Below are 20,596 nucleotides of genomic sequence, written 5' to 3'. Positions count from 1 at the left end.
CTCAATCGCCGCCGCCCTTGGGCTTCTGGCGGAACGACTCCGCCTGCACAGTGATGTATTGCGGCTCCTCGGCATCGAGGCGCATGGCCGTGAGTTGGCCGCCCCAGACGCAGCCGGTGTCGATGGCGTGCACCCCGAGGCCCGCGAAGCGGCCGAGTGCCGACCAGTGGCCGCAGACGATCTTCGTTTCGCGCCGACGCATGCCGGGGACTTCGAACCACGGATACATGCCGGGCTTCTGCGTGCCCGGCACGCCCTTGCCCTCGAAATCGATACGGCCGTTGACGTCGCAGTAGCGCATGCGCGTCAGCGTGTTGATGGTGGCGCGATGGCGCTCGACGCCTTGAAGGCGGTTGTTCCAGCCCGGCGGCCGGTTGCCGAAGAGATTCTTCAGCAGGCGCTGGTGACGCGGGCCGCCGAGCTCGCGTTCGACCTCGAGCGCGGCGCGCTGCGCCTGGCGGAGCGTCCACATCGGTGCGAGACCGGCGTGGACCATCGTCCAGCCCAGTTCCTCGTCATGGTGCAGCAGCTTCTGCATGCGCAGCCATTCGAGCAGGACCGGCGCGTCGTCGGCGAAGAGCACCTCGCGCAGCTCGGGGTTGACGCGAGCCTGCGCATCCTCGCGGCGCTGGCCGATCGCGAGCAGCGAGAGATCGTGGTTGCCGAGCGTGATGACGACCTGCTCGCGCAACGAGTGGATCAGTCGCAGCGTGGCGAGCGACTCGCCGCCACGGTTGACCAGGTCTCCACAGAACCACAGCCGGTCGCTCGCCGGGTCGAAGCGAATCTTCTCCAGCAGGCGCTGAAGTTCCGGGTAGCAACCCTGGACGTCGCCGATCGCGTAGACGGCCATCAGTCGAGTTGCTCCGTGATGCCGTTCCCGGCGTGCGCGCTATCCATGGCTTCGATCCTAGTGGAGCGTGCGCGGGATCGAAAGCACGAACGCGGGAATCGGCGCGTCGAAGGGCGTGCCATCGTCGGCGATCATGCTGTAGGTGCCTTCCATGGTGCCGACCGCGGTCTCGAGGACGGCCCCCGAGGTGTATTCGAAGGTGTCGCCGGGTCGCATCCACGGCTGTTCGCCGACGACGCCATCGCCGCGCACTTCCTCGACCTTGCCGTTGGCGTCGGTGATCACCCAGTGCCGCGTGAGCAGCTGGGCGCCGGTCTCACCGGCATTGCGCAGCGTGATCGTATAGGCGAACACGTAGCGGTTGTCGGTCGGCTGCGATTGGTCGGGAACGAATCGGGTTTCGACCTCCACGTCGATCGTGTAGGGATGTTTGGAGTTCATGCGCCGATTGTCGGGGACGGGGAGGGGGTGGGCAAGTATGCCCTGAACGGCGTCACATCGCGTTCGCGAGTTTCACGAAGTCCGCGGGGGCGAGGGTCTCGGCACGGGCGCGAGGATCAATGCCCAGGCCACGGATCGTGGCCTCGTCGACCAGACCCTTGAGCGTGTTCGACAGCGTCTTGCGGCGCATGGCGAAGGCGGCCTTGACGACACGGTGGATCTTTTCGGGATCGCCCACGGGCAGCTGCTCGGGCGGCAGGGGCACGAGACGGACGACGGCCGAGTCCACCTTCGGCGGCGGACGGAACGCGCCCGGCGGCACCGTGAACAGGGGCGTGACCTTGCAGGCGAGCTGGAGCATCACGCTCAGCCGACCGTAGACCTTGCTGCCGGGCTCGGCGGCCATGCGGTCGACGACCTCTTTCTGCAGCATGAAGTGCATGTCCTGGATGGCGGACGCGTGCTCCACGCAGTGGAAGAGGATGGGGCTCGAAATGTAATAGGGCAGGTTGCCGGCGATCCGCAGCTTTTCCGCGCCGAGCTCGCGCGCCAGGGCGCTGAAATCGACCTTGAGGACGTCCGAGTGCACGATGCGCAGGTCGCCGATCGCGGCGGCGCGTTCCTGCAGCCCGGGGATGAGGTCGGTGTCGAGTTCGATCGCCGTCATGGTCTTCGCGACGGCGAGCAGCGGCATCGTCATCGCGCCTTCGCCCGGGCCGATCTCGACGACCGTGTCGCCGTCCTTCGGTGCGATCGACGAGACGATGCGCTCGATGTAGCGCTTCTCGTGCAGGAAGTGCTGGCCGAAACTTTTTTTGGGGCGTGCGTTCATGACGATGTGCGGTGCCGTGCGAGATCGATGGCGAGGCGCGTGGCCGCGAACAGGCTGGCGGGATCCGCCTTGCCGGTGCCCGCGAGATCCAGTGCCGTACCGTGGTCGACCGAGGTGCGGATGAAGGGCAGGCCCAGCGTCACGTTAACGGTGCGGTCGAACGCCTCGCTCTTGAGCACGGGCAGGGCCTGGTCGTGGTACATCGCGAGCACGGCATCGTAACGATCGCGCATCGCCGGAACGAACGCGGTGTCGGCGGGCAGGGGTCCGAGCAGGTCCATGCCTTCGGCGCGCAGGTGTTCCATGAGCGGAATGATGGTGTCGAGTTCCTCGCGGCCCATGTGTCCGCCCTCGCCCGCATGCGGGTTCAGGCCGAGCACCGCGATGCGCGGGTGCGGGATGCCGAACAACGACATCAGCGACCCGGCGACGATCCGCAGCGTGCGTTCGAGCAGATCGGACGTCACGGCGGACGGCACGGCCGACAAGGGCAGATGGGTCGTGGCGAGCGTCACCCGGAGTTCCGGGCTCGCGAGCATCATCACGACATCCGCACCTGCGCGCTCCGCGAAGAATTCCGTGTGGCCGCTGAAGGCGACGCCGCCTTCGTTGATGCTGGACTTCTGCACGGGCCCGGTGACCACCGCGTCGAAATCGCCCGCGAGGCAACCGTCCGCGGCCAGCGCGAGCATGTCGAGCACGTGTCGCGCGTTGCGCGGGTCGGGAAGGCCCGGGCGCTCGACGGCGCCCAATGGAACATGACGCACGCAAATACGACCGGCAGGACGGCGCGGGATGCGCGTGCCGTCGTCGTCGACTATCTCGATGTGGACACCACACGAGACTGCCGCGCGCCGGAGGAGGTCGCGGTCGGTGATCGCGACGAGGTCGGCCGCGATGTCGCTGGCGGCCAGGCGGACGAGCAGCTCGGGACCCACCCCGGCAGGCTCACCGGCGGTGACGGCGAGCCTTGGCGGGGTGGTCGCGTTCATCGGGGCGGTTACGGCGTGGCCGACGCCTGCTTGTCGTCCGGATCCTTCAGCTCGGGAACGCGGATGTCCACGAACGAGCTGGAGCGCAGTTCACGCAGGTAGTTCTCGTAGGCTTCGTCGGCCTTGCGGTTGCCGATGGCCTGGCGGGCCTGATTGCGCTGCGATTCTTCCGTGACGTCGCTCTGGCGGGTGCCGAGGAGCTGCAGCACGATCCAGCCGGCGTCCGTCTGGAACGGCTTCGAGACTTCGTTTTCCTTCAGCCCCGCGACCTGGGTGGCGATGGCCTGGCCCCAGGCGTCCTTCTGGAACCAGCCCATGTCGCCGCCGGCGTTCGCCGTGGTGTTGTCCTTGGAGTCGTCCTTCGCGAGCTTGGCGAAGTCTTCCTTCTTGTCGACGATGCGGGTGTAGAGGTCCTGCGCCTTTTTCTCGGCCTGTTCCGGGGTGACGACTTCGGACGGCTTGATGAGGATCTGACGGGCGTGGTACTCGGTGACGACCTGGCGACCCGGCTCGCGGGTCTCCACGAGCTTCAGGATCTGGAAGCCCGTGGGGCCGCGGAGGATCGAGGTGGTCTCGCCGGCCTTCAGCGACGCGACCGCGTCGGCGAACGCCGGCGGCACTTCGTCGAGGCGGCGCCAGCCCAGATCGCCGCCGTCCAGCGCGTCGGGCGCGTCGGAATAACGGATGGCCGCGGCGTTGAAATCCATGCCGCCCTTGACCGCCTTGAGGGCCTCCTCGGCCTTGGCCTGCGCCTGCGCGATGTCCTGCGCGCTGGCGCCGTCCGGCGTGCCGACCTGGATGTGGGCGAGGTGCGCTTCGCCGGCCTTGTACGTCGGGCTGGCGAGCAGGTTGTTCACTTCGGCGTCGGTCACCGTGACCTGGTCGCGGACCACGCTTTCATGCAGGCGCTGGGCGATGATCTGATCGGACAGCTGCTGGCGGAAGGCCGCGTAGCTGTAGCCGTCCTGCTCGACCGCCGCGCGCAGCTGATCGAGGCTCATCTTGTTCTGCTGGGCCACGTTGCCCGCCGCCTGGTCGATTTCCTGGTCGGAGACGTGGATGTTCTGGTCGTTGGCGCGCTGCACCTGGAGCTTCATGAGGATCAGGCGGTCGAGCACCTGACGGTCCAGCACGTTCTCAGGCGGAAGCTGGCCCTTGTTCGATGCGTACTGACGCTTGATGGCGTTGACGGCTTCGTCGAGCTCGCTCTGCAGGATGACGTCCTCTTCCACGACCGCGACGATGCGGTCGATCGAGCCGTTGCCCGAGCCCGTCCCGCCGCCCGACGGCTGGGCCGACGGCATCAGCTGGGCGTGGGCGGAAGGCACGGCCACCAGGATGGAGGCGGCGAGCAGGGAGTACGCGAGGATCTGCTTCATCGAATAGGGAGCCCGGGGCGCCTGCCCCACTTATTGATAGCCAAGGATAGCACGCCGCAGGTACTGGCCCGACTGGGGGTTGAGCGAGCCGACACCCTTGAATTCGACCTCGAACATGATGGCGTTGTCCGTGGCGCGGAGGTAATCGTGCACGTAATGCCGCCCCAGGACGCGGATGGCCACGCAGCAGCTGTTGTACTCGATGCCGGCGGCGGCCTCCAGCGTGCGGTGGGAGTACGTGAAGGTGCCATTGCCGAACTGGTTGGGCAGGACGTCGCGACGGGCGAAGACCCAGCGCGCGAGTGCCCTCCAGCGTTCCGAGACGGGATAGACCACCGACGTGTCGAATTGTTCCATCACGTTCCGGCGGTACCGGTACGAGAAGTTGAGGATGCCGTCGCCCTTGATCCGGCGCTGGACCTGGACGGTGGCCAGGTCGGTGTCGCGGCCCTGGTAGAACACCTGGTTGCGCGAGTTCAGCAGCGGACTCTGCACCTTGTTCGGGTTCCACTGGTAGGAGCTGTTCAGGCGCCACTTGTCGTTGAACTGGACGCCCAGCTGGGCCACGTAGTCGGAGCGCTCGAAATCGGTCTGCGGCGTGCCGAACATCTGGACGCGCTGGTCGCTGAAGTACTTGATCTGGCCGATGCTGGCCGACAGCCGCTCCACGCCGTTGTCGTCGAGCAGGCGCGTCGTCAGCGCCGCCGTCAGGTTGTTCGCGTCCTGCTGGCGGTCGGCGCCCGAGAAGCGGTTCGTCGAGAACAGCTGCCAGAAGTCGAACGACATGACGTTGGTGTCGAACGCCGGCAGGTCGTCCTGGTTCCGGTACGGCACGTACAGGTAGTACAGGCGCGGCTCGAGGGTCTGGGTGTAGCTGTTGCCGAACAGGCTGGTCTGGCGGTCGAAGATCAGCCCGGCGTCGACGCTGGTGATCGGCACGGAGCGCGAGGGGCTCTGCTTCGTGTAATTGAACGTCCGGTAGTCCGAGTCGAGGCGGTAACCCGTATAGCGGTATTCCACGCGCGGCCGGACAAACCACGAGGCGCCCGAGAAGTCGGCGGCGAGGTAGGGGGCGAGGTCGATGCGGTTACCGTCGACCTGGCCGCGTCCGTTGACGCGGTCGAACGGCGCGCGGTCGGTCTTGCGGAACGCCACGGCTTCGGAATCGATGCCCGCGTCGAGCCAGCTGTTGACCGGCGCCTCGAGGTTGAATGTGGCGCGCGGCCAGCGACGGTAGGGTTCCACGTAGTTGTTCAGGCCGGCGTCGACGTTCTGGTAGTCGTCGGCACCGATGGCGGCGCTCCAGTACTTGCCGCCCGTGCTCACGTACGCGCTCGACGAGAGCAGGCCGATCGCGGAGCTGTAGAGGTCGTTGCTGAAGTCGCGGAAATACTGGTTGTCGGACACCCGGTTGATGTTCGCCGAGAAGTTCCAGCCCTTCGCGATCGTGGTCGAGTTGGTCAGCTGCAGCAGCCAGCGCCTGGTCGAACCGTCGCGGTCGCTCGTGCCGCTCTCGTCGTCGTCCGGACCCTTGTCGTGCGCCATGTACTGGAAGTCGACCGTGCCGTTCGAGCGCGGCAGCAGGTAGCGGAACTCACCGCCGAGCATGGGACCCCGGTCGGAGTAGTAACCCGGGGTGATCGTCGCGTCGTAGTTCGGCGCGAGGTTCAGGTAATAGGGCAGGTTGAGGAACGTGCCGGAGCGGGTCGACGAGCCGAACGTGGGGTACAGGAAGCCGCTCTTGCGGCGATCGTCCAGCGGGAAAGTGAAGTACGGCAGGTACATGAACGGCACGCCGCGGTAGCGCATGGTCGCGCTGCGCGCTTCGCCGACGCCCGTTTCCTTGTTCAGGTTCATCTTCTTCGCGCGGAATTCCCACTGCCGGCTGCCGACGTCGCACGTGGAGTACGTCGCGTCCGTGAAGCGGCCGTGCTGCGGATCGAGCACCTTGGCATGGTCGGCCACGCCGTTGCCGCGCGACTGCAGCAGCTGGTACTGGACGTTATAGGCGTCGCCCTGGTTCGGGGTGGTCGTACCCGTGATCCGGTCGGCACGCAGCAGCATGCCGGCCTCCTGGTAGCGCACGTTGCCCTTGGCGTCGTACGCCGTGGAATCGGCGTTGTACGTGGCGTCCTCGGCCTGCATCACCTGGTCGGCGCGCACGAGGCGCACGCCGCTGGTCAGGTGATAGAGGTTCGGTTCCGGCGTTTCCACCTTCACGCCGGTGGTGGCGTTGATGTTGGACGTGATGTCGGTGATGGACGTCTCGCGCAGCGAGGTGTCCTTCGTGATCGACGGATCGTAGAAGTCGAGCATCGCGTTCGGGCGGCAGAGCGCGTAGCTCACCGGTCGCGGTGGGCAGACGAACGAGCCCAGGGGGCAGGTTTCGGCGGCCACGGGGGCGTTGGCGCGGGATTCCCCCTGCGTCGGCGCGGCCTGCGCGGAGACCTCGCAGGCGCCTCCCGTGACGATGAGGGCGACGGCGGTCGCCAGCAGGCGGCGTTTAGGCAGGATGCTGATGCGTGACGTCACAGGCTCGGTCTTGTCCGTTCGAAAGGCCGCCAACTTAGCAGAATCGCCAACCCCACCGCACGATGGCACGTCGCCCATGAGCATCTTCCCCAGGAGGGCGCGACGTCGATCGCCGCACCGGCACGGGGAGCTTACACCGGCCGGGGCGGGGCCAGGCTTGGCGTTATCCGCGCGGACGCCGCTCGTGCTGCCAGAGGACCTCGCCGTGCCCGCTGCGGCGCGCGAGCACGCGTGCCATAACGAACAAAAGGTCCGAGAGGCGGTTGAGGTAGCGCTGCGCCTCCGGGCGGACCGTTTCGACCCGCGCGAGCGCGACCACCTCGCGCTCGGCGCGGCGGCAGATCGTCCGCGCCAGGTGGCAGGTGGCGGCCGCTATGCCGCCGCCCGGGAGGATGAAGTCCTTCAGGGCCGGAAGATCGGCGTTGAAGCCATCGAGCACGGCCTCCAGGCGATCGATGTCCCGGGCCTCGACCATCGCCATCCCCGGAATGCACAGCTCGCCGCCCAGGTCGAACAGCTCGTGCTGGATCTGCGCCAGCGCTTCGCGGATGTCCTCGTCGACGCCATCGGCGGCCATGACCATGCCGATGCAGCTGTTCAGTTCGTCGACGGTGCCGTAGGCGCCGACCCGCAGGGAGTCCTTGCCGGTGCGGGAGCCGTCGCCGAGGCCGGTGCTGCCGTCGTCGCCCGTACGCGTGTAGATCTTCGAAAGTCGGTTACCCATCGCGCCATTCTAGGGCCTGCACCCCCACTGCGGCAGGGGACCGCAGCCGGCGCCTTCACCCGCTGCGGGTATCATCGGCGCATGACCCAGACCCACCCGATCCTGATCGTTGGCGGCGGCCTCGTCGGTGCCAGCCTCGCCATCGCGCTCGACGCCGCCGGCGTGCCCGCCATCCTCGTCGAGGCCGCGGCCCCACGCGTCGACGACCAGCCCAGTTACGACGAGCGCAACCTCGCCCTCGCCCGGGCGACGGTCAACGGGCTGGACGCCATCGGCGTGTGGGATCACGCGAAGGACAGGGCCACGCCGATCGTGCACATCCATACGAGCCGCGCCGGCGACTTCGGCAGCGTGCGGATGGACGCCACGACGGAACAGGTGGATGCCCTCGGATGGACCTTGGCCGCCCGGGAGCTCGGGGCGGCGCTGCTCCGGCGGCTCGACCGCTGCCGGCACCTCACGCGCCTGGCCCCCGCGCGCGTCGAAGCCATCGAACGCGGCGAGGGCGGCTGGCACGTGGACATCCTCGTCGAGGGCGAGCGGCGGCGGGTGACCACGCCGTTGCTCGTCGGCGCGGACGGGACGTCGTCGGGCATCCGGGCGCAGCTCGGCATCGGCACGCGCGAGCACGATTACGAACAGGCGCTGTTCGTCAGCACCATGGTTCCCGAGCGCGACCCGCGTGGCCGGGCGTTCGAGCGGTTTACGGACGACGGACCGGTCGCGGTCCTCCCGCTCGCGGAGCGTCGCGTCGGCGTCGTGTTGACGGTGGCCGCGGACCGTGTCGACGAGGTCGCGGCGATGGACGACGAAGCCTTCCTCGCGTTCGCGCAGGCGCGTTTCGGCTGGCGCCTCGGCCGCCTGACCCGGCCGGGCAAGCGGGTGCCTTATCCGATCCGCCGTGTCGCCGCCGAGTCGCTGGTGGCGACGCGGGCCGTGCTGGTCGGCAACGCGGCGCAGACCGTCCATCCGATCGGCGCGCAGGGCTTCAACCTCGGGCTGCGCGACGCCCTGACGCTCGCGGAGCTCGTGGCGGAAACCGCGGATCCGGGCTCCGCGGCCATGCTCGCGGAATATGCCCGCCGGCGCGCCCCGGATCGCGACGGCACGATGGCGATGAGCCACGGCCTGATCCGCCTCGCTTGCCTCGAGCAGCCGTTCCTCGGACCGCTGCGCTCGCTGGCCATGCTGGCGCTCGACCGCGTGCCGCCGTTGCGCCACGCCCTGAGCCGGCGCGGCATGGGTTTCCGCGAGAACGCGCCCCTTGCCGTGCGTGAGAAAACGCCATGACCGACGGTTTCGGCGGTACGACGTCGCGTCGCCGCGGCAGCGGTGTCCTCGACGTGGCGGTGGTCGGTGGCGGCATGGTGGGCGCGGCGGCCGCGCTCGCGCTCGCCCGCGCGGGATTCTCCGTCGCGCTCGTCGACGCCCGCGAGCCGGCGTCCTGGGCGGCGGCCGACGAGGTCGACCTGCGCGTCGTCGGCCTCGCGCCGTCGTCGATCGTCCTGCTCGACGAACTTGGTGTCTGGAACGCCATTCGTACCGCACGTGCGTCGGCCTACGACCGGATGGTGGTGTGGGACGCCGAAAACGGCGCGACGATCCGCTTCGACGCCGCGGACGAAGGCCGCGACGTGCTCGGCTACATCGTCGAGAACGGCCTCGTGCAGGCGACGCTCTGGCATGCCCTCGACGACGCTGGGGTACGCCGCATCGTGCCGGGCGAAGTCGTCGCCTATGCGATGCGCGAGGACCGCGCGCAGCTCGATCTCGCCGACGGCCAGGTCGTCTCGGCGCGGCTCGTCGTCGCGGCCGATGGCGCGGCGTCGCCGCTGCGCGAGATGGTCGGCATCGGCACGCACGGTCGGGACTACGCGCAGCGGGCGGTCGTGGCCCATGTTTCGACGGGGCGTCCGCACGAGCGCACCGCGTGGCAGCGCTTCCTTCCCTCGGGGCCGCTCGCGTTCCTGCCACTGGACGACGGTCGCAGCTCGATCGTCTGGTCCCTGCCGGACGCGGAGGCGAAGCGCATGCTCGCGCTCGACGACGACGCGTTCCGCGACGCGCTCGGCGTGGCCTCCGATTTTCGGCTCGGCCCGATCCTTTCGGTCAGCCGGCGCGCGGCGTTCCCGCTTCGCCTGAAGCTCGCCGACCGCTACGAAGTGGGGCGCCTGGTGCTGCTGGGCGACGCCGCGCACGCCGTGCATCCGCTGGCGGGGCAGGGCGTCAACCTGGGCCTGCGCGACGTCGCCGAACTGCGGGCCACGCTGGTCGACGCGCGCGCGTCGGGGCGGGACTTCGCGGCCACCCACGTGCTGCGTCGTTACGCGCGTCGCCGGCGCAGCGCCGACGGTCTCGACGCCTGGTCGTTCGATGCACTGGCGAGGGTGTACGGATGGCGCGCGGCGCCGCTCGTCGCCGCGCGCGGCGCCGGCGTGCGCCTGCTCGACGCCCTCGGTCCGCTCAAGCGCCGGCTCGCGCGCCACGCGGCGGGTCTCTAGCGCCGGCCATTCCGCCGGCGCGCCCGGTCGCCTATGCTCTTCCCACCTTCCTGGGGAGTCACGCCGATGCGCCGTTCGTTGCTTGTCTTGTCCTTCCTCGTGTCCGCGTATGCGGGTACCGCCTCGGCGGCGATGGTCGCTAAGCCGGTCCAGTGGACCGACCAGGGCGTGACGTACAAGAGCTTTCTCGTGTACGACGACGCGGTCACCGCGAAGCGTCCCGGCCTGCTGATGGTGCCCAACTGGTTCGGCGTGAACGACATGGCCGTGGCGAAGGCCAAGGAGATCGCGGGCAAGGAATACGTGATCCTCCTGACCGACATGTACGGCGGCGACGTTCGTCCTGCGAACACCGATGCGGCAGGCGCGGCGGTGAAACCGTTGTACGCCGATCGAAAGATCATGCGGCAGCGCGTGTCGCGCGCGTTCGCCGAATTGCAGTCGCAGGCGAAGGGCGCGCCGATCGACACCGCGAAGCTCGGCGCGATCGGCTTCTGCTTTGGCGGCTCGGCGGTGCTCGACCTGGCGCGCGCCGGCGCGAAGCTGGCCGCGGTGGTCAGCTTCCACGGCCTGCTCTCCACCGACGATCCGAAGCTCGCGTCGAACATCCACGCCAGCGTGCTGGCACTCAACGGCGCGGACGACGAAAACGTGCCGCCGGAGCAGCGCGCCGCGTTCGAGGCGGAGATGCGCGGTGGCAAGGTGGACTGGGCGTCGGAAGATTTCGGCGGCGCGGTGCACTGCTTCACCGAGAAGGAAGCGACCGCGGCGCAGGGCAACTGCCGCTACGACGCCAGGGTGGCGAAGCGTGCCTACGCGGCCATGCACGCATGGCTCGCCGAGGCGTTCGCGGCGAAGAAGTAATCGCCGCCGAGCGCCTCAGAACCGCCGTTCGACGGAATAATCGGCCAGGGCGGCGAGCGCGTCGCGGTGCGGCGAGGGCGGCAATGCGGTCAGCGCTTCCCGGGCGGCCGCCGCGTGCGCGACCGCCTTCGCGTGCGTGCGATCGAGCGCGCCCGAATCGCGGATGGCGGCGACGATGCGGTCGAGTGAATCGAGGCCACCGTGCTCGATCGCGTGGCGCAGCGACTTCAGCTGTTCGTCGTCGGCCGACTGCATCGCGTAGATGAGGGGCAGCGTGGGCTTGCCCTCGGCGAGGTCGTCGCCGATGTTCTTGCCGAGCGTCTCGGCGTCCGAGACGTAATCGAGCAGGTCGTCGGCGATCTGGAACGCGTAGCCGAGTTCCATGCCATAGCGGCGCAACGCGGCGACCTGTTCGACGGGAAGCCCGCCGAGCACGCCGCCCAGTTCCGTCGCCGCGGCGAACAGCACGGCCGTCTTGCGTTCGATGACGGCGAGGTAGGCGGATTCGTCGACATCGGCGTTACCGATGTTGAGCAGCTGCAGCACCTCGCCCTCGGCGATCGTGTTCGTCGTATCGGCGAGGATCCGCATGATGCGCATGTCGTCCAGCTCGACCATCAGCTGGAAGGAGCGCGAGTAGAGGAAGTCGCCCACGAGCACGCTGGCGGCGTTGCCCCAGAGCGCATTGGCGGTCTTGCGGCCGCGCCGCATGTCCGATTCGTCCACCACGTCGTCGTGCAGCAGCGTGGACGTGTGGATGAACTCCACGATCGCGGCGAGCTTCGCGTGCTCGGCGCCCTCGTACCCGGCCGCGCGGGCCGCGAGCACGTGCAGCATCGGCCGCAGGCGCTTTCCGCCGCCGGCGATGATGTGGTCGGCGATACGGTTGATCAGCACCACATCCGACGACAGCCGATGCCGGATGAGGGCGTCGACGTCTTTCATGTCATCCGCCGCCAGGGCGCGGACGCCGGCGAAATCGAGGGAGGTGGAACGATCGGCGATGGAGGACATGGACTCGGGTTCGTGTGCGGCAAATCAGCCCGCATTATAGGGTGAGCCCCGGTGGTTTCGGCGTGGACGTCCTTGCCGTCCGTATAATCCCCCGCGATGTCCACCTCCCGCGTCGTGCCCGGAACCTGCCGGTGAGCAAACTCAGTCCCCTCGAGCGGCGCGCCGCCCTGACGCTGGCCGGAGTCATCAGCCTGCGCCTTTTCGGTCTTTTCCTGGTGCTTCCGGTGTTTTCGGTGTACGCCCGGGCGATGCCGGACGCCACGCCCTTCCTCATCGGCCTGGCTCTGGGCGTCTACGGCATCGGCCAGATGTGCCTGCAGATCCCCCTCGGCATGCTGTCCGATCGCATCGGCCGGAAGCCTGCCATCACGCTCGGACTGGTGGTGTTCGCCGCGGGCGGACTGGTCGCGGCGCTCTCGCACACGTTGAGCGGTATCGTCCTCGGCCGCGCCCTGCAGGGCATGGGGGCCGTCGCGGGTGCCGGGACCGCCCTGGCCGCGGACCTGACCGCGGACGAGAACCGCGGGAAGGTCATGGGCATCGTGGGCGTATCCATCGGCATGTCGTTCCTGCTCGCGCTGATCCTCGGCCCGCCGCTCGAAGCGGTGGCCGGCCTGCCGGGGCTGTTCGGCCTGACCTCGCTGCTCTCGCTCGTCGCCATCGCGATGCTGTGGCTGCTCGTGCCCACGCCGCCCAGCCTCGGAGCGAGCCATGGCGCGCGGTTCGGCAAGGTGCTCCGCATGCTGGCCGATAGCCGCCTCGCGGTGCTCAACGGCTCGGTGTTCTTCCTGCACGCACTGCTGACGGCGAGTTTCGTCGGCCTGCCGATCCTGCTCGTGGACGCGTTGCACCTGCCCGTCGCACGCCACTGGCTGCTTTACCTGCCGGTGATGACGATCGCCGCGCTGGCGATGGGCGCGCTGTTGCCCAGGATGCGCGACGAGACGCGCGCCGCGAGGATGGTGGTCGCGTGCGTCGCCGTCATCGGCACGGCACTCGCGGGCATGGCCGTCGCAGGCGCGAGCGCGCTCGTTCTCGGCGTCGCGGCGACCGCGTTTTTCGCCGCGTTCAATCTGCTCGAGGCCGCGCTGCCGACGCTGGTGTCGCGGCTGGCGCCTCCGGCGCTGCGCGGCGCCGCCATGGGCGCGTACTCGACGAGCCAGTTCTTCGGCGCGTTCGTCGGCGGCGCCATCGGCGGGATCGCGCTCGGCCGTTATGGGCCTCACGGGGTATTCGCCATGGCCGCGATGCTGAGCCTCGCCTGGCTTCCGCTCGCCGCCTGGGGTGCGCGACGCGTCGTCGCGGTCGACGGGGTGGCTCCGGCCGCCTGAGCGGATCGCAGAGGGCACTTCACCCACAGGCCCTATCGGTGCGTTCCGGTCGTCTCCTGGGAGGTCGCCCGCGCCTCGCGTCAAGGCATCGCTTTTTTTCAGAATTTACGTATCGAAGTGCGGTGTCCGCGTGCGCAGACTGCGTCGTGCCCACCGTCGCCTCGTCGCCGCGGCTGGGTATCCCTTTCCCCAACGACAAGGACATCCCGCATGCGCAAGACACTCGCCTCCGCGAGCCTGCTCGCACTGACGATCGGTGCCGCATTCACGCCGTCGATCGCCGCCGCGGCGAACGACGGCACCATCGAAATCACGGGCAACATCGTCGCCACCACCTGCACGGTCGAAGGCAAGCCGCCTGGCGGCGGTGCCGTCACCAAGGACGTGCGGCTCGCCGGCATCAGCGTCGGCTCGCTCACGAAGCCGGGCGCCACCGCCGGCGACCGCGGCTTCCAGATCCAGATCGGCGGCAACGACGACTGCACCGACGGCGCCGTCGCCAAGGTTCGTTTCGACCCGTCGAGCCCGTTGCTCGACCGCACCACGGGGCGTCTGAACGTCGACGCCGGAACGGACACGGCGAGCAACGTGCAGATCGAGATCGCCAACGCCGACGGCACGCCGATCAACATGTATACCGAGGACTCCCAGGGCGTGAAGATCTCCGGGCATGTCGCGTCCATCCCGCTGATCGCCCGCTACTACAGCCTGGGCGACGCGAAGGAAGGCAAGGCCGCCTCGCGGGTCGGCTTCCAGGTGGTTTACGAGTAACGGCACGTAACGGACCGGCCGACACGTTCGGCCGGTCCCCGGAATGCGTCACGACAAGGAATCCGTCATGTTTCGAACACTGGCGCTCGCCGCCCTCGCCATCCTCATGGCAACCCCTTCCCGCGCCGCCATCGTTATCGGCGGCACACGGGTCGTCTTTCCCGCCGCGTCGCGGGATGTCTCGCTGAAGATCCAGAACAAGGGCAACGATCCTGCCCTCGTGCAGGTCTGGATCGACGACGGCGATGAAGCCTCCACGCCAGCGACCGCGAAAGCACCGTTCGCGATCACGCCGCCGGTGTTCCGAATCGATCCCGGCCAGGGACATACGTTGCGCATCGTGCACGTGGGTGACACGTTGCCGCGCGAGCGGGAATCCCTCTACTGGCTCAATGTCCTCGAAATCCCGCCCAAGGCCGAGGAGTCCGCTGGCAAGAACGTGCTCCAGCTGGCCTTCCGTCACCGCATCAAGCTCTTTCACCGACCCGTCGATCTGCCGACGCCACCCGAAAAGGCCGTGTCGATGTTGCGCTGGACCGTCGAGCGCGACGCTGGCGGCACGCATGTCCGCGTGGACAACCCGTCCCCCTACCATGTCTCGTTCAATTCGGTGAGCCTTCCCGGCACGGGTCCGGGATCCGCTGAGATATCCCTTGGTGGTGGCATGGTCGCCCCGGGAGGCCAGACGCGTTTCGCGGTGCCTGCGGCTCATCGCGGCGTGCCATCGGGCGACGTGAGGTTCGTGACGATCAGCGACTTCGGTGGCACCGTCGCCGGGTCGGCGACGATATCGCCATGACGCGCGGAACGCAGTCATGGCTGTCCTTCGCTTCGCAGGCGACCGCGTCGCCTCGCTTCGTTACGCCGCTCGGCCACTCCTGTTCGCCGTGGCGTGGGTCGTGACGAACATGCGGCCCGTGCACGCGCAGGATGCGCGCTTCGTGGAATTCGACCCCGCCTTCCTGCCAGCCGGCGCGGCGACCGTCGACCTTGCGCGCTTCGCGCGCGGGAACCCCGTGCTTCCGGGCGATTACGACGTCGATGTCTGGCTGAACGACGAATGGCAGTCGCACGGAACCGTCCGTTTCGCCGCTCCGTCGGCGGGTGCCGAGGCCGCGCCCTGCATCGCCGATGCCCAGCTCACGGATTACGGCGTCGATCCCTCCGCGCTCCAGGTCGCGGCGGCCGATCCCTGCGTCGCGCTCGGTACCCGCATACCCTCGGCTTCCGTCCGTTTCGACATCGGCCAGCAGCGTCTCGACATCGAAGTGCCCCAGGCGGCACTGGCGCGAAGGCAGCGAGGCGCCGCGCCAGTCGCGCAATGGGACCCAGGTATCACCGCGGGTCTGCTTGCATGGCGCGCCGGCGCGCGCCGTACGGCGACGCCGTGGCGCAGCACCTCGTCGTCGTTTCTCGCCATCGACGCGGGCTTCAACCATGGCTCCTGGCGGCTGCGTCAGGCCGGGTCCTGGGCGGCGGGCCGCTACAGCCGCGGCCAGGCGTACGCGGAGCGGCAGCTGTCGTCGATGGCGTCACAGATGCGGGTCGGCGACATCGCGCCGGCGGACGACCTGTTCCCTCCGGTGGCGGTCCGTGGCGCGTCGCTGTCGAGCGATCCCCGCATGTCGAACGACGGCGCGGGCTGGCACGCCCCGCGTGTGAGTGGCGTGGCGGCGACGCACGCGACCGTCCGGGTGACGCAGAACGGCGTTCTCCTGCACGAGATGGCCGTCCCGCCGGGGCCCTTCCTCATCGACGAGCTGCACGCCGCGGCGCGCGCGGGTGATCTCGACGTCGACATCGAAGAACGCGACGGTCACCACCGGCGGTTCCGTATTCCTTACTTTCCCGTGCCCGAACTCGTGAGCGAAGGCCGAAACCTGTTCAGTGTCGTCGCGGGACGGCCGGTGGCGACACGCGGGCGGGTATCCCGGCTGGCGCAGGCGACGTGGCGTCACGGACTGCCCCACGGTGTCACCTCGTCGCTGGGATGGCGTCAGGCCGGCGCGCGGGCATCGCTGCTGGCCGGTGCGGCCGTCGACACGCTGGCGGGAGCCTTCGCCACGGAGGCGATACGGTCGGCGGGTGACGGGTCGCGCGGCGCGAGCTGGCGACTGCGTCATGGGCGGCGCTGGAGCGAACGCAGCGTGGCGTCGCTGTCGCTCAGTTGGGAACGCGGCATGGGAACGACGGACCGAGGCGCCGTGGGTCGGGGCATCGCGCGTCGCTACGATGCGCTCCTGCAGCATGAGCTGGGTAACGGCGGTGGCTCGCTGAGCATCGCCCTTGGCCGTCGCGTATACGGTCACGTCGAGTCCGCCGTCGAGCAGAACGTCGCCTGGATGCGCAGCTGGGGGCGGGCGGCGATCGACGTTTCCTTCAGGCGTTCGCGCGTACGCGACACGCTCGGTGTCCATCGCGATGTTTCCGGCCAGATCGGCTTCTCCATGCCCCTGGGTGTCGCGTCGGCGCCACTGGTGCATGTCGCGGCGCAAGCGGCGCGCCAGGGCGGTGCCCTGCGCGTCGGGCTCCACGGCAGTTCAGGCCGGGACGACGCGACGCTGTATTCGCTCGCCGCGACGACGCGGCGCGATAGCGGGGCGACGCTCGACGCCTCCGTCTCCCGTCGCCTCGGTGGCGGCGAGGTATCCGTGTCGGTCGAGCGGTCCCGGCTGGCGAATTCGACGGCTCTCGCGGCATCGGGCGGAATGATCCTGCATGCCGGTGGCGCGACGTTCGCCCAGCGCCTCGGCGACTCGATCGGACTGGTCCATGCCGCTGGCGCCCGCGGGGCCCGGCTGGGCGGATACAGCGATGTCACCGTGGACCGGCGCGGGTATGCGGTCGTCCCCTACCTGACTCCCTTCCGCTGGAACGCGGTGGATCTCGATCCGACGGGCACGTCGCTCGACCTCGGCATCGAAGCCACCCACCGGCGCGTGGCGCCCACCGCCGGCGCGGTCGTCTCGCTGCCATTCGCGACGCAGGTCGCGAGGACGCGTCTCATCGTCATCCGCCGTCCGGACGGCAGCCCGTTGCCTTTCGGCGCCGAGATCGTCGACCAGGCCGGCCGCTCGGTCGGTGTCGCCGGGCAGGGCGGTCAGGTGTTTCTTCGCTCGAACGACCCCGACGACCGCTGGACCGCGCGGTGGCCGGGTGACCCGGACGGCCGCTGCGATGTCCGCATCGTCGGCTCCCATCCCATCGCCTCCGGCGACACTCAACACACAGGAGTATGTGAATGATCCGCAGCATGCGTTCCCGAATCACCGGCCGTCGCGCCGTGGCCACCCTTTGCCTCATGGCTGCCACTAGCGCGGCATGCGCCGACGACACGGTCGATTTTCTCGTGAGGGGTGCGATCGTGCCCGCCTGCGGGCTCTCCGCCAGCCGCGCGAAGATCGATCTCGGCACGGTGACGGCGGCCGAACTGACGGCCGGCCATTCCGCCTGGCGTGGCGCGTCCTTCTCCGGCACCGATTGCGTCGGCGTGACCCGGGCGTCCGTGACCGTGGTCGCCCCGCCGTACGGGCCGGACGGACGCTATATCGCCACCACCGGCGGCGCCGGAGGGGTGGCCATCGAGCTGCAGACGGCGAGTGGCCAGCCGTTGCCGCCGGACGGCGTCACCGAAGCCCGTTTCCACTGGCCCTCGGGTCAGCCGATCCTGGCGTTCCAGGCCCGATACGTCCGCGTCGCCACCGTGAAGCCGGGTCCGGCGGGGGCGATGGCGCAGGTTCACATCCGCTGGGAATGACGCGCCCGCGAGGGCGCGGCGCGTTTGATTAGCGGCCGACGTTCGACCAAACTACCGGGTCAGGTCTGGCCTGCGCCAGACGACACGTACACGAGGGCAATCCATGGCACGCGGCATCAACAAGGTCATCATCGTCGGCAATCTCGGCGCGGATCCCGAAACCCGTTACACCGGGAGCGGTACGGCGATCACGTCCTTGCGCATCGCCACGTCCGAAGCCTGGACCGACAAACAGAGCGGCGAGAAGCAGGAGCGCACGGAATGGCACCGCGTGAAGCTGTTCGGCAAGCTCGCCGAGATCGCCGGTGAGTACCTGAAGAAGGGCCGCCAGGTCTACATCGAAGGCTCGCTGCGCACCGACAAGTACACCGACAAGGACGGCGTCGAGCGCTATTCCACCGACATCATCGCCAACGAGATGCAGATGCTCGGCGGCCAGGCCGGTGGCGGCGAAGGCGGCGGCTTCGGCGGCGGTCAGGGTGGCCAGCGTTCCCAGCAGGCGCGCGGCGGCCAGGGTGGCGGCGGCTACGGCGGTGGTGGCGGCCAGGGCGGTGGCAACTGGGGCGGCGGCGGTGGCGGTCAGCGCGGCGGCAACTTCGGTGGCGGCCAGCAGCGCGGCGGCGACGACTACGGCCAGCCGCGCGGCGGCAGCGCGCCGCAGCGCTCGGCACCGCCGGCCAACGAAGGCTTCGACGACGACGATATTCCGTTCTGAGCAGCCAGAAACCTCGCAGAATCGAAAGCCCGCGCCGGTCGCGGGCTTTTTCGTTCCCGCAAACCCGCCTGTTGGAGCGGACCCGGCCGCGACGGCTCTTCGCGACAAGGCCACAGGACCTGTCCCGCCCGGCCCCAAAGGCGTCGCGGCCAGGTCCGCTCCCACAACAGCACGACAGCCGGCTGTGGGAGCGGACCCGGCCGCGACGCTCTTCGCGACAAGGCCACAGGACCTGTTCCGCCCGGCTCCAAAGGCATCGCGGCCAGGTCCGCTCCCACAACAGCACGACAGCCGCCTGTCGGAGCGGACCCGGCCGCGACGCTCTTCGCGACAAGGCCACAGGTCCTGTCCCGCCCGGCCCCAAAGGCGTCGCGGCCAGGTCCGCTCCCACAACAGCAGGACAGCCGCCTGTGGGAGCGAACCCGGCCGCGACGGCTCTTCGCGACAAAGCCACAGGACCTGTCCCGCCCGGCTCCAAAGGCGTCGCGGCCAGGTCCGCTCCCACGACAGCACGACAGCCGCCTGTGGGAGCGGACCCGGCCGCGACGGCTCTTCGCGACAAGGCCACAGGACCTGTTCCGCCCGGCTCCAAAGGCATCGCGGCCAGGTCCGCTCCCACAACAGCAGGACAGCCGCCTGTGGCAGCGAACCCGGCCGCGACGGCTCTTCGCGACAAGGCCACAGGACCTGTTCCGCCCGGCTCCAAAGGCATCGCGGCCAGGTCCGCTCCCACGACAGCAGGACAGCCGCCTGTGGGAGCGGACCCGGCCGCGACGCTCTTCGCGACAAGGCCACAGGACCTGTTCCGCCCGGCCCCAAAGGCGTCGCGGCCAGGTCCGCTCCCACAACAGCACGACAGCCGCCTGTGGGAGCGGACCCGGCCGCGACGGCTCTTCGCGACAAGGCCACAGGACCTGTTCCGCCCGGCCCCAAAGGCGTCGCGGCCAGGTCCGCTCCAACCATCGCGTTCTAGAATCCCCGGGCCGCATCCACCAGCACGCGCTCGAGAGCCTCGGCGGCATCGGACAGCGACGCCTGCCGGTCGATGACGTATTCCATGACGCCGAGGTCTGGAAGGTCTTCTTCGACGCGCGCGAGACCTTCGGGCATCGCGTAGCCGGTGAAGGCGCTGATGCCGAGGCCTGCCATGACCGCGGCATGGACCACCAGCACGCTGCTGCTCACGACGGCGATGCGGTAGGGGCGCCCGGCGGCGTTCAGCGCGTCGAAGATGCGCTCGCGCGAGATGCTTGGCTGGGGATGCACGGCCAGCGGAATCACCGCTTCGCCGACGGGGCGCGGCGCCGTCGCGCTGCCGCACCAGTAAAGCGGCTCGGTGCGGACGACGTAGCCGCGGCGGCTTCCGCTCAGGCGCTTGGCGAACACGAGGTCGTGGCGGCCTTCGCTCAGTCCGCGGAACAGCTCGCCGCTGAGCCCCGTGGTGATGACGAGCTCGACCTCCGGATTGCGCTGCACGAAGCTGGCAAGCGCGGCGGCCAGTCGCGACGACGCGAAATCTTCGGGCAACCCGACGCGGACGGTTCCGCTGAGCGGTGGCCCACAGACGCTCGTCATGGCCTCGTCCATGAGGTCGAGGATGCGCAGGGCATAACGGTGCAAGGTGTCGCCCTGCGGTGAAAGCCGCACGTTCCGCGTGTCGCGGTCGAAGAGGGGCAGGCCGACGAGGTCTTCGAGCCTGCGCACGTGCTGGCTCACCGTGGACTGGGACAGGCAAAGATGCTCGGACGCCACGGTGAAGCTGCCCGTGCGGGCCACCACGACGAAACTGCGAAGCAAGTCGGTCGGTAACGGCCTCATCGCGATCCCCGATAAATGCGCGCTGATAACTTCATAAATCGGGCCACCACGCGGGCGTAGGCTGTTCCTACC

General features: G+C 69.1%; 18 protein-coding genes. 9 read left to right on the top strand and 9 right to left on the bottom strand.

The window, feature by feature from the left end; all coding sequences use genetic code 11:
• Position 1 precedes the first annotated feature (1 nt).
• The 7 genes from J2X58_RS11515 to J2X58_RS11485 all read right to left on the bottom strand — a co-directional run bounded on the left by J2X58_RS11515 (position 2) and on the right by J2X58_RS11485 (position 7,753).
• A complete protein-coding gene (locus J2X58_RS11515) occupies positions 2-853 on the bottom strand; it encodes a symmetrical bis(5'-nucleosyl)-tetraphosphatase (protein ID WP_090056557.1) in 852 nt (283 codons plus the stop codon).
• A gap of 57 nt (positions 854-910) precedes the next feature.
• Positions 911-1,294, bottom strand: coding sequence for a Co2+/Mg2+ efflux protein ApaG (gene apaG, locus J2X58_RS11510; RefSeq protein ID WP_090056559.1), 384 nt, complete (start codon positions 1,292-1,294; stop codon positions 911-913).
• Positions 1,295-1,346: 52 nt separating this feature from the next.
• Complete coding sequence (gene rsmA, locus J2X58_RS11505; protein WP_090056561.1) at positions 1,347-2,126, bottom strand: 16S rRNA (adenine(1518)-N(6)/adenine(1519)-N(6))-dimethyltransferase RsmA; 780 nt, start codon at positions 2,124-2,126, stop codon at positions 1,347-1,349.
• Positions 2,123-3,118: a 4-hydroxythreonine-4-phosphate dehydrogenase PdxA gene (gene pdxA / locus J2X58_RS11500; protein WP_310048329.1), complete on the bottom strand. Its 996-nt coding sequence runs from the start codon at positions 3,116-3,118 to the stop codon at positions 2,123-2,125. Before pdxA ends, rsmA begins: the two co-directional genes overlap by 4 nt.
• An 8-nt stretch (positions 3,119-3,126) precedes the next feature.
• Positions 3,127-4,497, bottom strand: a complete 1,371-nt coding sequence (locus tag J2X58_RS11495; RefSeq protein WP_090056565.1) for a peptidylprolyl isomerase — start codon at positions 4,495-4,497, stop codon at positions 3,127-3,129.
• A 30-nt stretch (positions 4,498-4,527) separates the two neighbouring features.
• Positions 4,528-7,029 (bottom strand): LPS assembly protein LptD, encoded by a 2,502-nt coding sequence (gene lptD, locus J2X58_RS11490; protein ID WP_310048328.1) that lies wholly within the window; start codon positions 7,027-7,029, stop codon positions 4,528-4,530.
• Positions 7,030-7,192: 163 nt separating this feature from the next.
• Positions 7,193-7,753: a cob(I)yrinic acid a,c-diamide adenosyltransferase gene (locus J2X58_RS11485; protein WP_310048326.1), complete on the bottom strand. Its 561-nt coding sequence runs from the start codon at positions 7,751-7,753 to the stop codon at positions 7,193-7,195.
• Between the two features lie 81 nt (positions 7,754-7,834).
• Here J2X58_RS11485 and ubiH point away from each other — a divergent pair, with 81 nt between their 5' ends.
• The 3 genes from ubiH to J2X58_RS11470 all read left to right on the top strand — a co-directional run bounded on the left by ubiH (position 7,835) and on the right by J2X58_RS11470 (position 11,118).
• Positions 7,835-9,043 carry a 2-octaprenyl-6-methoxyphenyl hydroxylase gene (gene ubiH / locus J2X58_RS11480; protein WP_310048325.1) on the top strand — a complete coding sequence of 403 codons (1,209 nt, stop codon included), beginning with the start codon at positions 7,835-7,837 and terminating at the stop codon, positions 9,041-9,043.
• Complete coding sequence (locus tag J2X58_RS11475; protein WP_310048323.1) at positions 9,040-10,254, top strand: FAD-dependent oxidoreductase; 1,215 nt, start codon at positions 9,040-9,042, stop codon at positions 10,252-10,254. The genes ubiH and J2X58_RS11475 overlap by 4 nt, the downstream gene beginning before the upstream one ends.
• A gap of 66 nt (positions 10,255-10,320) precedes the next feature.
• The gene (locus tag J2X58_RS11470; protein WP_310048322.1) at positions 10,321-11,118 is read left to right on the top strand and encodes a dienelactone hydrolase family protein; all 798 of its coding nucleotides are present in this window, start codon (positions 10,321-10,323) and stop codon (positions 11,116-11,118) included.
• Between the two features lie 15 nt (positions 11,119-11,133).
• Here J2X58_RS11470 and J2X58_RS11465 read toward each other — a convergent pair whose 3' ends face one another.
• A complete protein-coding gene (locus J2X58_RS11465) occupies positions 11,134-12,132 on the bottom strand; it encodes a polyprenyl synthetase family protein (protein ID WP_310048321.1) in 999 nt (332 codons plus the stop codon).
• 131 nt (positions 12,133-12,263) lie between these two features.
• Here J2X58_RS11465 and J2X58_RS11460 point away from each other — a divergent pair, with 131 nt between their 5' ends.
• The 6 genes from J2X58_RS11460 to ssb all read left to right on the top strand — a co-directional run bounded on the left by J2X58_RS11460 (position 12,264) and on the right by ssb (position 18,706).
• Positions 12,264-13,463, top strand: coding sequence for an MFS transporter (locus J2X58_RS11460; protein WP_310048319.1), 1,200 nt, complete (start codon positions 12,264-12,266; stop codon positions 13,461-13,463).
• Between the two features lie 210 nt (positions 13,464-13,673).
• On the top strand, positions 13,674-14,234 hold the full coding sequence (locus J2X58_RS11455) for a fimbrial protein (RefSeq protein ID WP_090056584.1): 561 nt from the start codon (positions 13,674-13,676) through the stop codon (positions 14,232-14,234).
• Positions 14,235-14,301: 67 nt separating this feature from the next.
• Positions 14,302-15,033: a fimbria/pilus periplasmic chaperone gene (locus J2X58_RS11450; RefSeq protein ID WP_310048317.1), complete on the top strand. Its 732-nt coding sequence runs from the start codon at positions 14,302-14,304 to the stop codon at positions 15,031-15,033.
• Positions 15,034-15,049: 16 nt separating this feature from the next.
• Positions 15,050-17,479 (top strand): fimbria/pilus outer membrane usher protein, encoded by a 2,430-nt coding sequence (locus tag J2X58_RS11445; RefSeq protein WP_310048315.1) that lies wholly within the window; start codon positions 15,050-15,052, stop codon positions 17,477-17,479.
• Between the two features lie 8 nt (positions 17,480-17,487).
• Complete coding sequence (locus J2X58_RS11440; RefSeq protein ID WP_310048314.1) at positions 17,488-17,991, top strand: fimbrial protein; 504 nt, start codon at positions 17,488-17,490, stop codon at positions 17,989-17,991.
• Positions 17,992-18,094: 103 nt separating this feature from the next.
• Positions 18,095-18,706: a single-stranded DNA-binding protein gene (gene ssb, locus J2X58_RS11435; protein WP_090056592.1), complete on the top strand. Its 612-nt coding sequence runs from the start codon at positions 18,095-18,097 to the stop codon at positions 18,704-18,706.
• A gap of 969 nt (positions 18,707-19,675) precedes the next feature.
• Here ssb and J2X58_RS11430 read toward each other — a convergent pair.
• A complete protein-coding gene (locus tag J2X58_RS11430) occupies positions 19,676-20,503 on the bottom strand; it encodes a LysR substrate-binding domain-containing protein (protein ID WP_310048312.1) in 828 nt (275 codons plus the stop codon).
• Positions 20,504-20,596 lie beyond the last annotated feature (93 nt).

Source organism: Luteibacter sp. 3190 (genome assembly GCF_031456385.1).
Lineage (GTDB): Bacteria > Pseudomonadota > Gammaproteobacteria > Xanthomonadales > Rhodanobacteraceae > Luteibacter.
The sequence above is the reverse complement of the archived record's forward strand: the minus strand, read 5'-3'. Positions and strand labels throughout refer to the sequence as shown.

What these genes read in the sequence shown, in the direction of transcription:
- ssb (WP_090056592.1), top strand. Translation starts at nt 18,095, where the DNA reads ATGGCACGCGGCATCAACAAGGTCATCATCGTCGGCAATCTCGGCGCG.
- J2X58_RS11455 (WP_090056584.1), top strand. Translation starts at nt 13,674, where the DNA reads ATGCGCAAGACACTCGCCTCCGCGAGCCTGCTCGCACTGACGATCGGT.
- J2X58_RS11475 (WP_310048323.1), top strand. Translation starts at nt 9,040, where the DNA reads ATGACCGACGGTTTCGGCGGTACGACGTCGCGTCGCCGCGGCAGCGGT.
- J2X58_RS11485 (WP_310048326.1), bottom strand. Translation starts at nt 7,753, where the DNA reads ATGGGTAACCGACTTTCGAAGATCTACACGCGTACGGGCGACGACGGC.
- J2X58_RS11495 (WP_090056565.1), bottom strand. Translation starts at nt 4,497, where the DNA reads ATGAAGCAGATCCTCGCGTACTCCCTGCTCGCCGCCTCCATCCTGGTG.
- pdxA (WP_310048329.1), bottom strand. Translation starts at nt 3,118, where the DNA reads ATGAACGCGACCACCCCGCCAAGGCTCGCCGTCACCGCCGGTGAGCCT.
- J2X58_RS11465 (WP_310048321.1), bottom strand. Translation starts at nt 12,132, where the DNA reads ATGTCCTCCATCGCCGATCGTTCCACCTCCCTCGATTTCGCCGGCGTC.
- ubiH (WP_310048325.1), top strand. Translation starts at nt 7,835, where the DNA reads ATGACCCAGACCCACCCGATCCTGATCGTTGGCGGCGGCCTCGTCGGT.
- J2X58_RS11445 (WP_310048315.1), top strand. Translation starts at nt 15,050, where the DNA reads ATGGCTGTCCTTCGCTTCGCAGGCGACCGCGTCGCCTCGCTTCGTTAC.
- apaG (WP_090056559.1), bottom strand. Translation starts at nt 1,294, where the DNA reads ATGAACTCCAAACATCCCTACACGATCGACGTGGAGGTCGAAACCCGA.
- J2X58_RS11440 (WP_310048314.1), top strand. Translation starts at nt 17,488, where the DNA reads ATGCGTTCCCGAATCACCGGCCGTCGCGCCGTGGCCACCCTTTGCCTC.
- rsmA (WP_090056561.1), bottom strand. Translation starts at nt 2,126, where the DNA reads ATGAACGCACGCCCCAAAAAAAGTTTCGGCCAGCACTTCCTGCACGAG.
- J2X58_RS11515 (WP_090056557.1), bottom strand. Translation starts at nt 853, where the DNA reads ATGGCCGTCTACGCGATCGGCGACGTCCAGGGTTGCTACCCGGAACTT.
- J2X58_RS11470 (WP_310048322.1), top strand. Translation starts at nt 10,321, where the DNA reads ATGCGCCGTTCGTTGCTTGTCTTGTCCTTCCTCGTGTCCGCGTATGCG.
- J2X58_RS11450 (WP_310048317.1), top strand. Translation starts at nt 14,302, where the DNA reads ATGTTTCGAACACTGGCGCTCGCCGCCCTCGCCATCCTCATGGCAACC.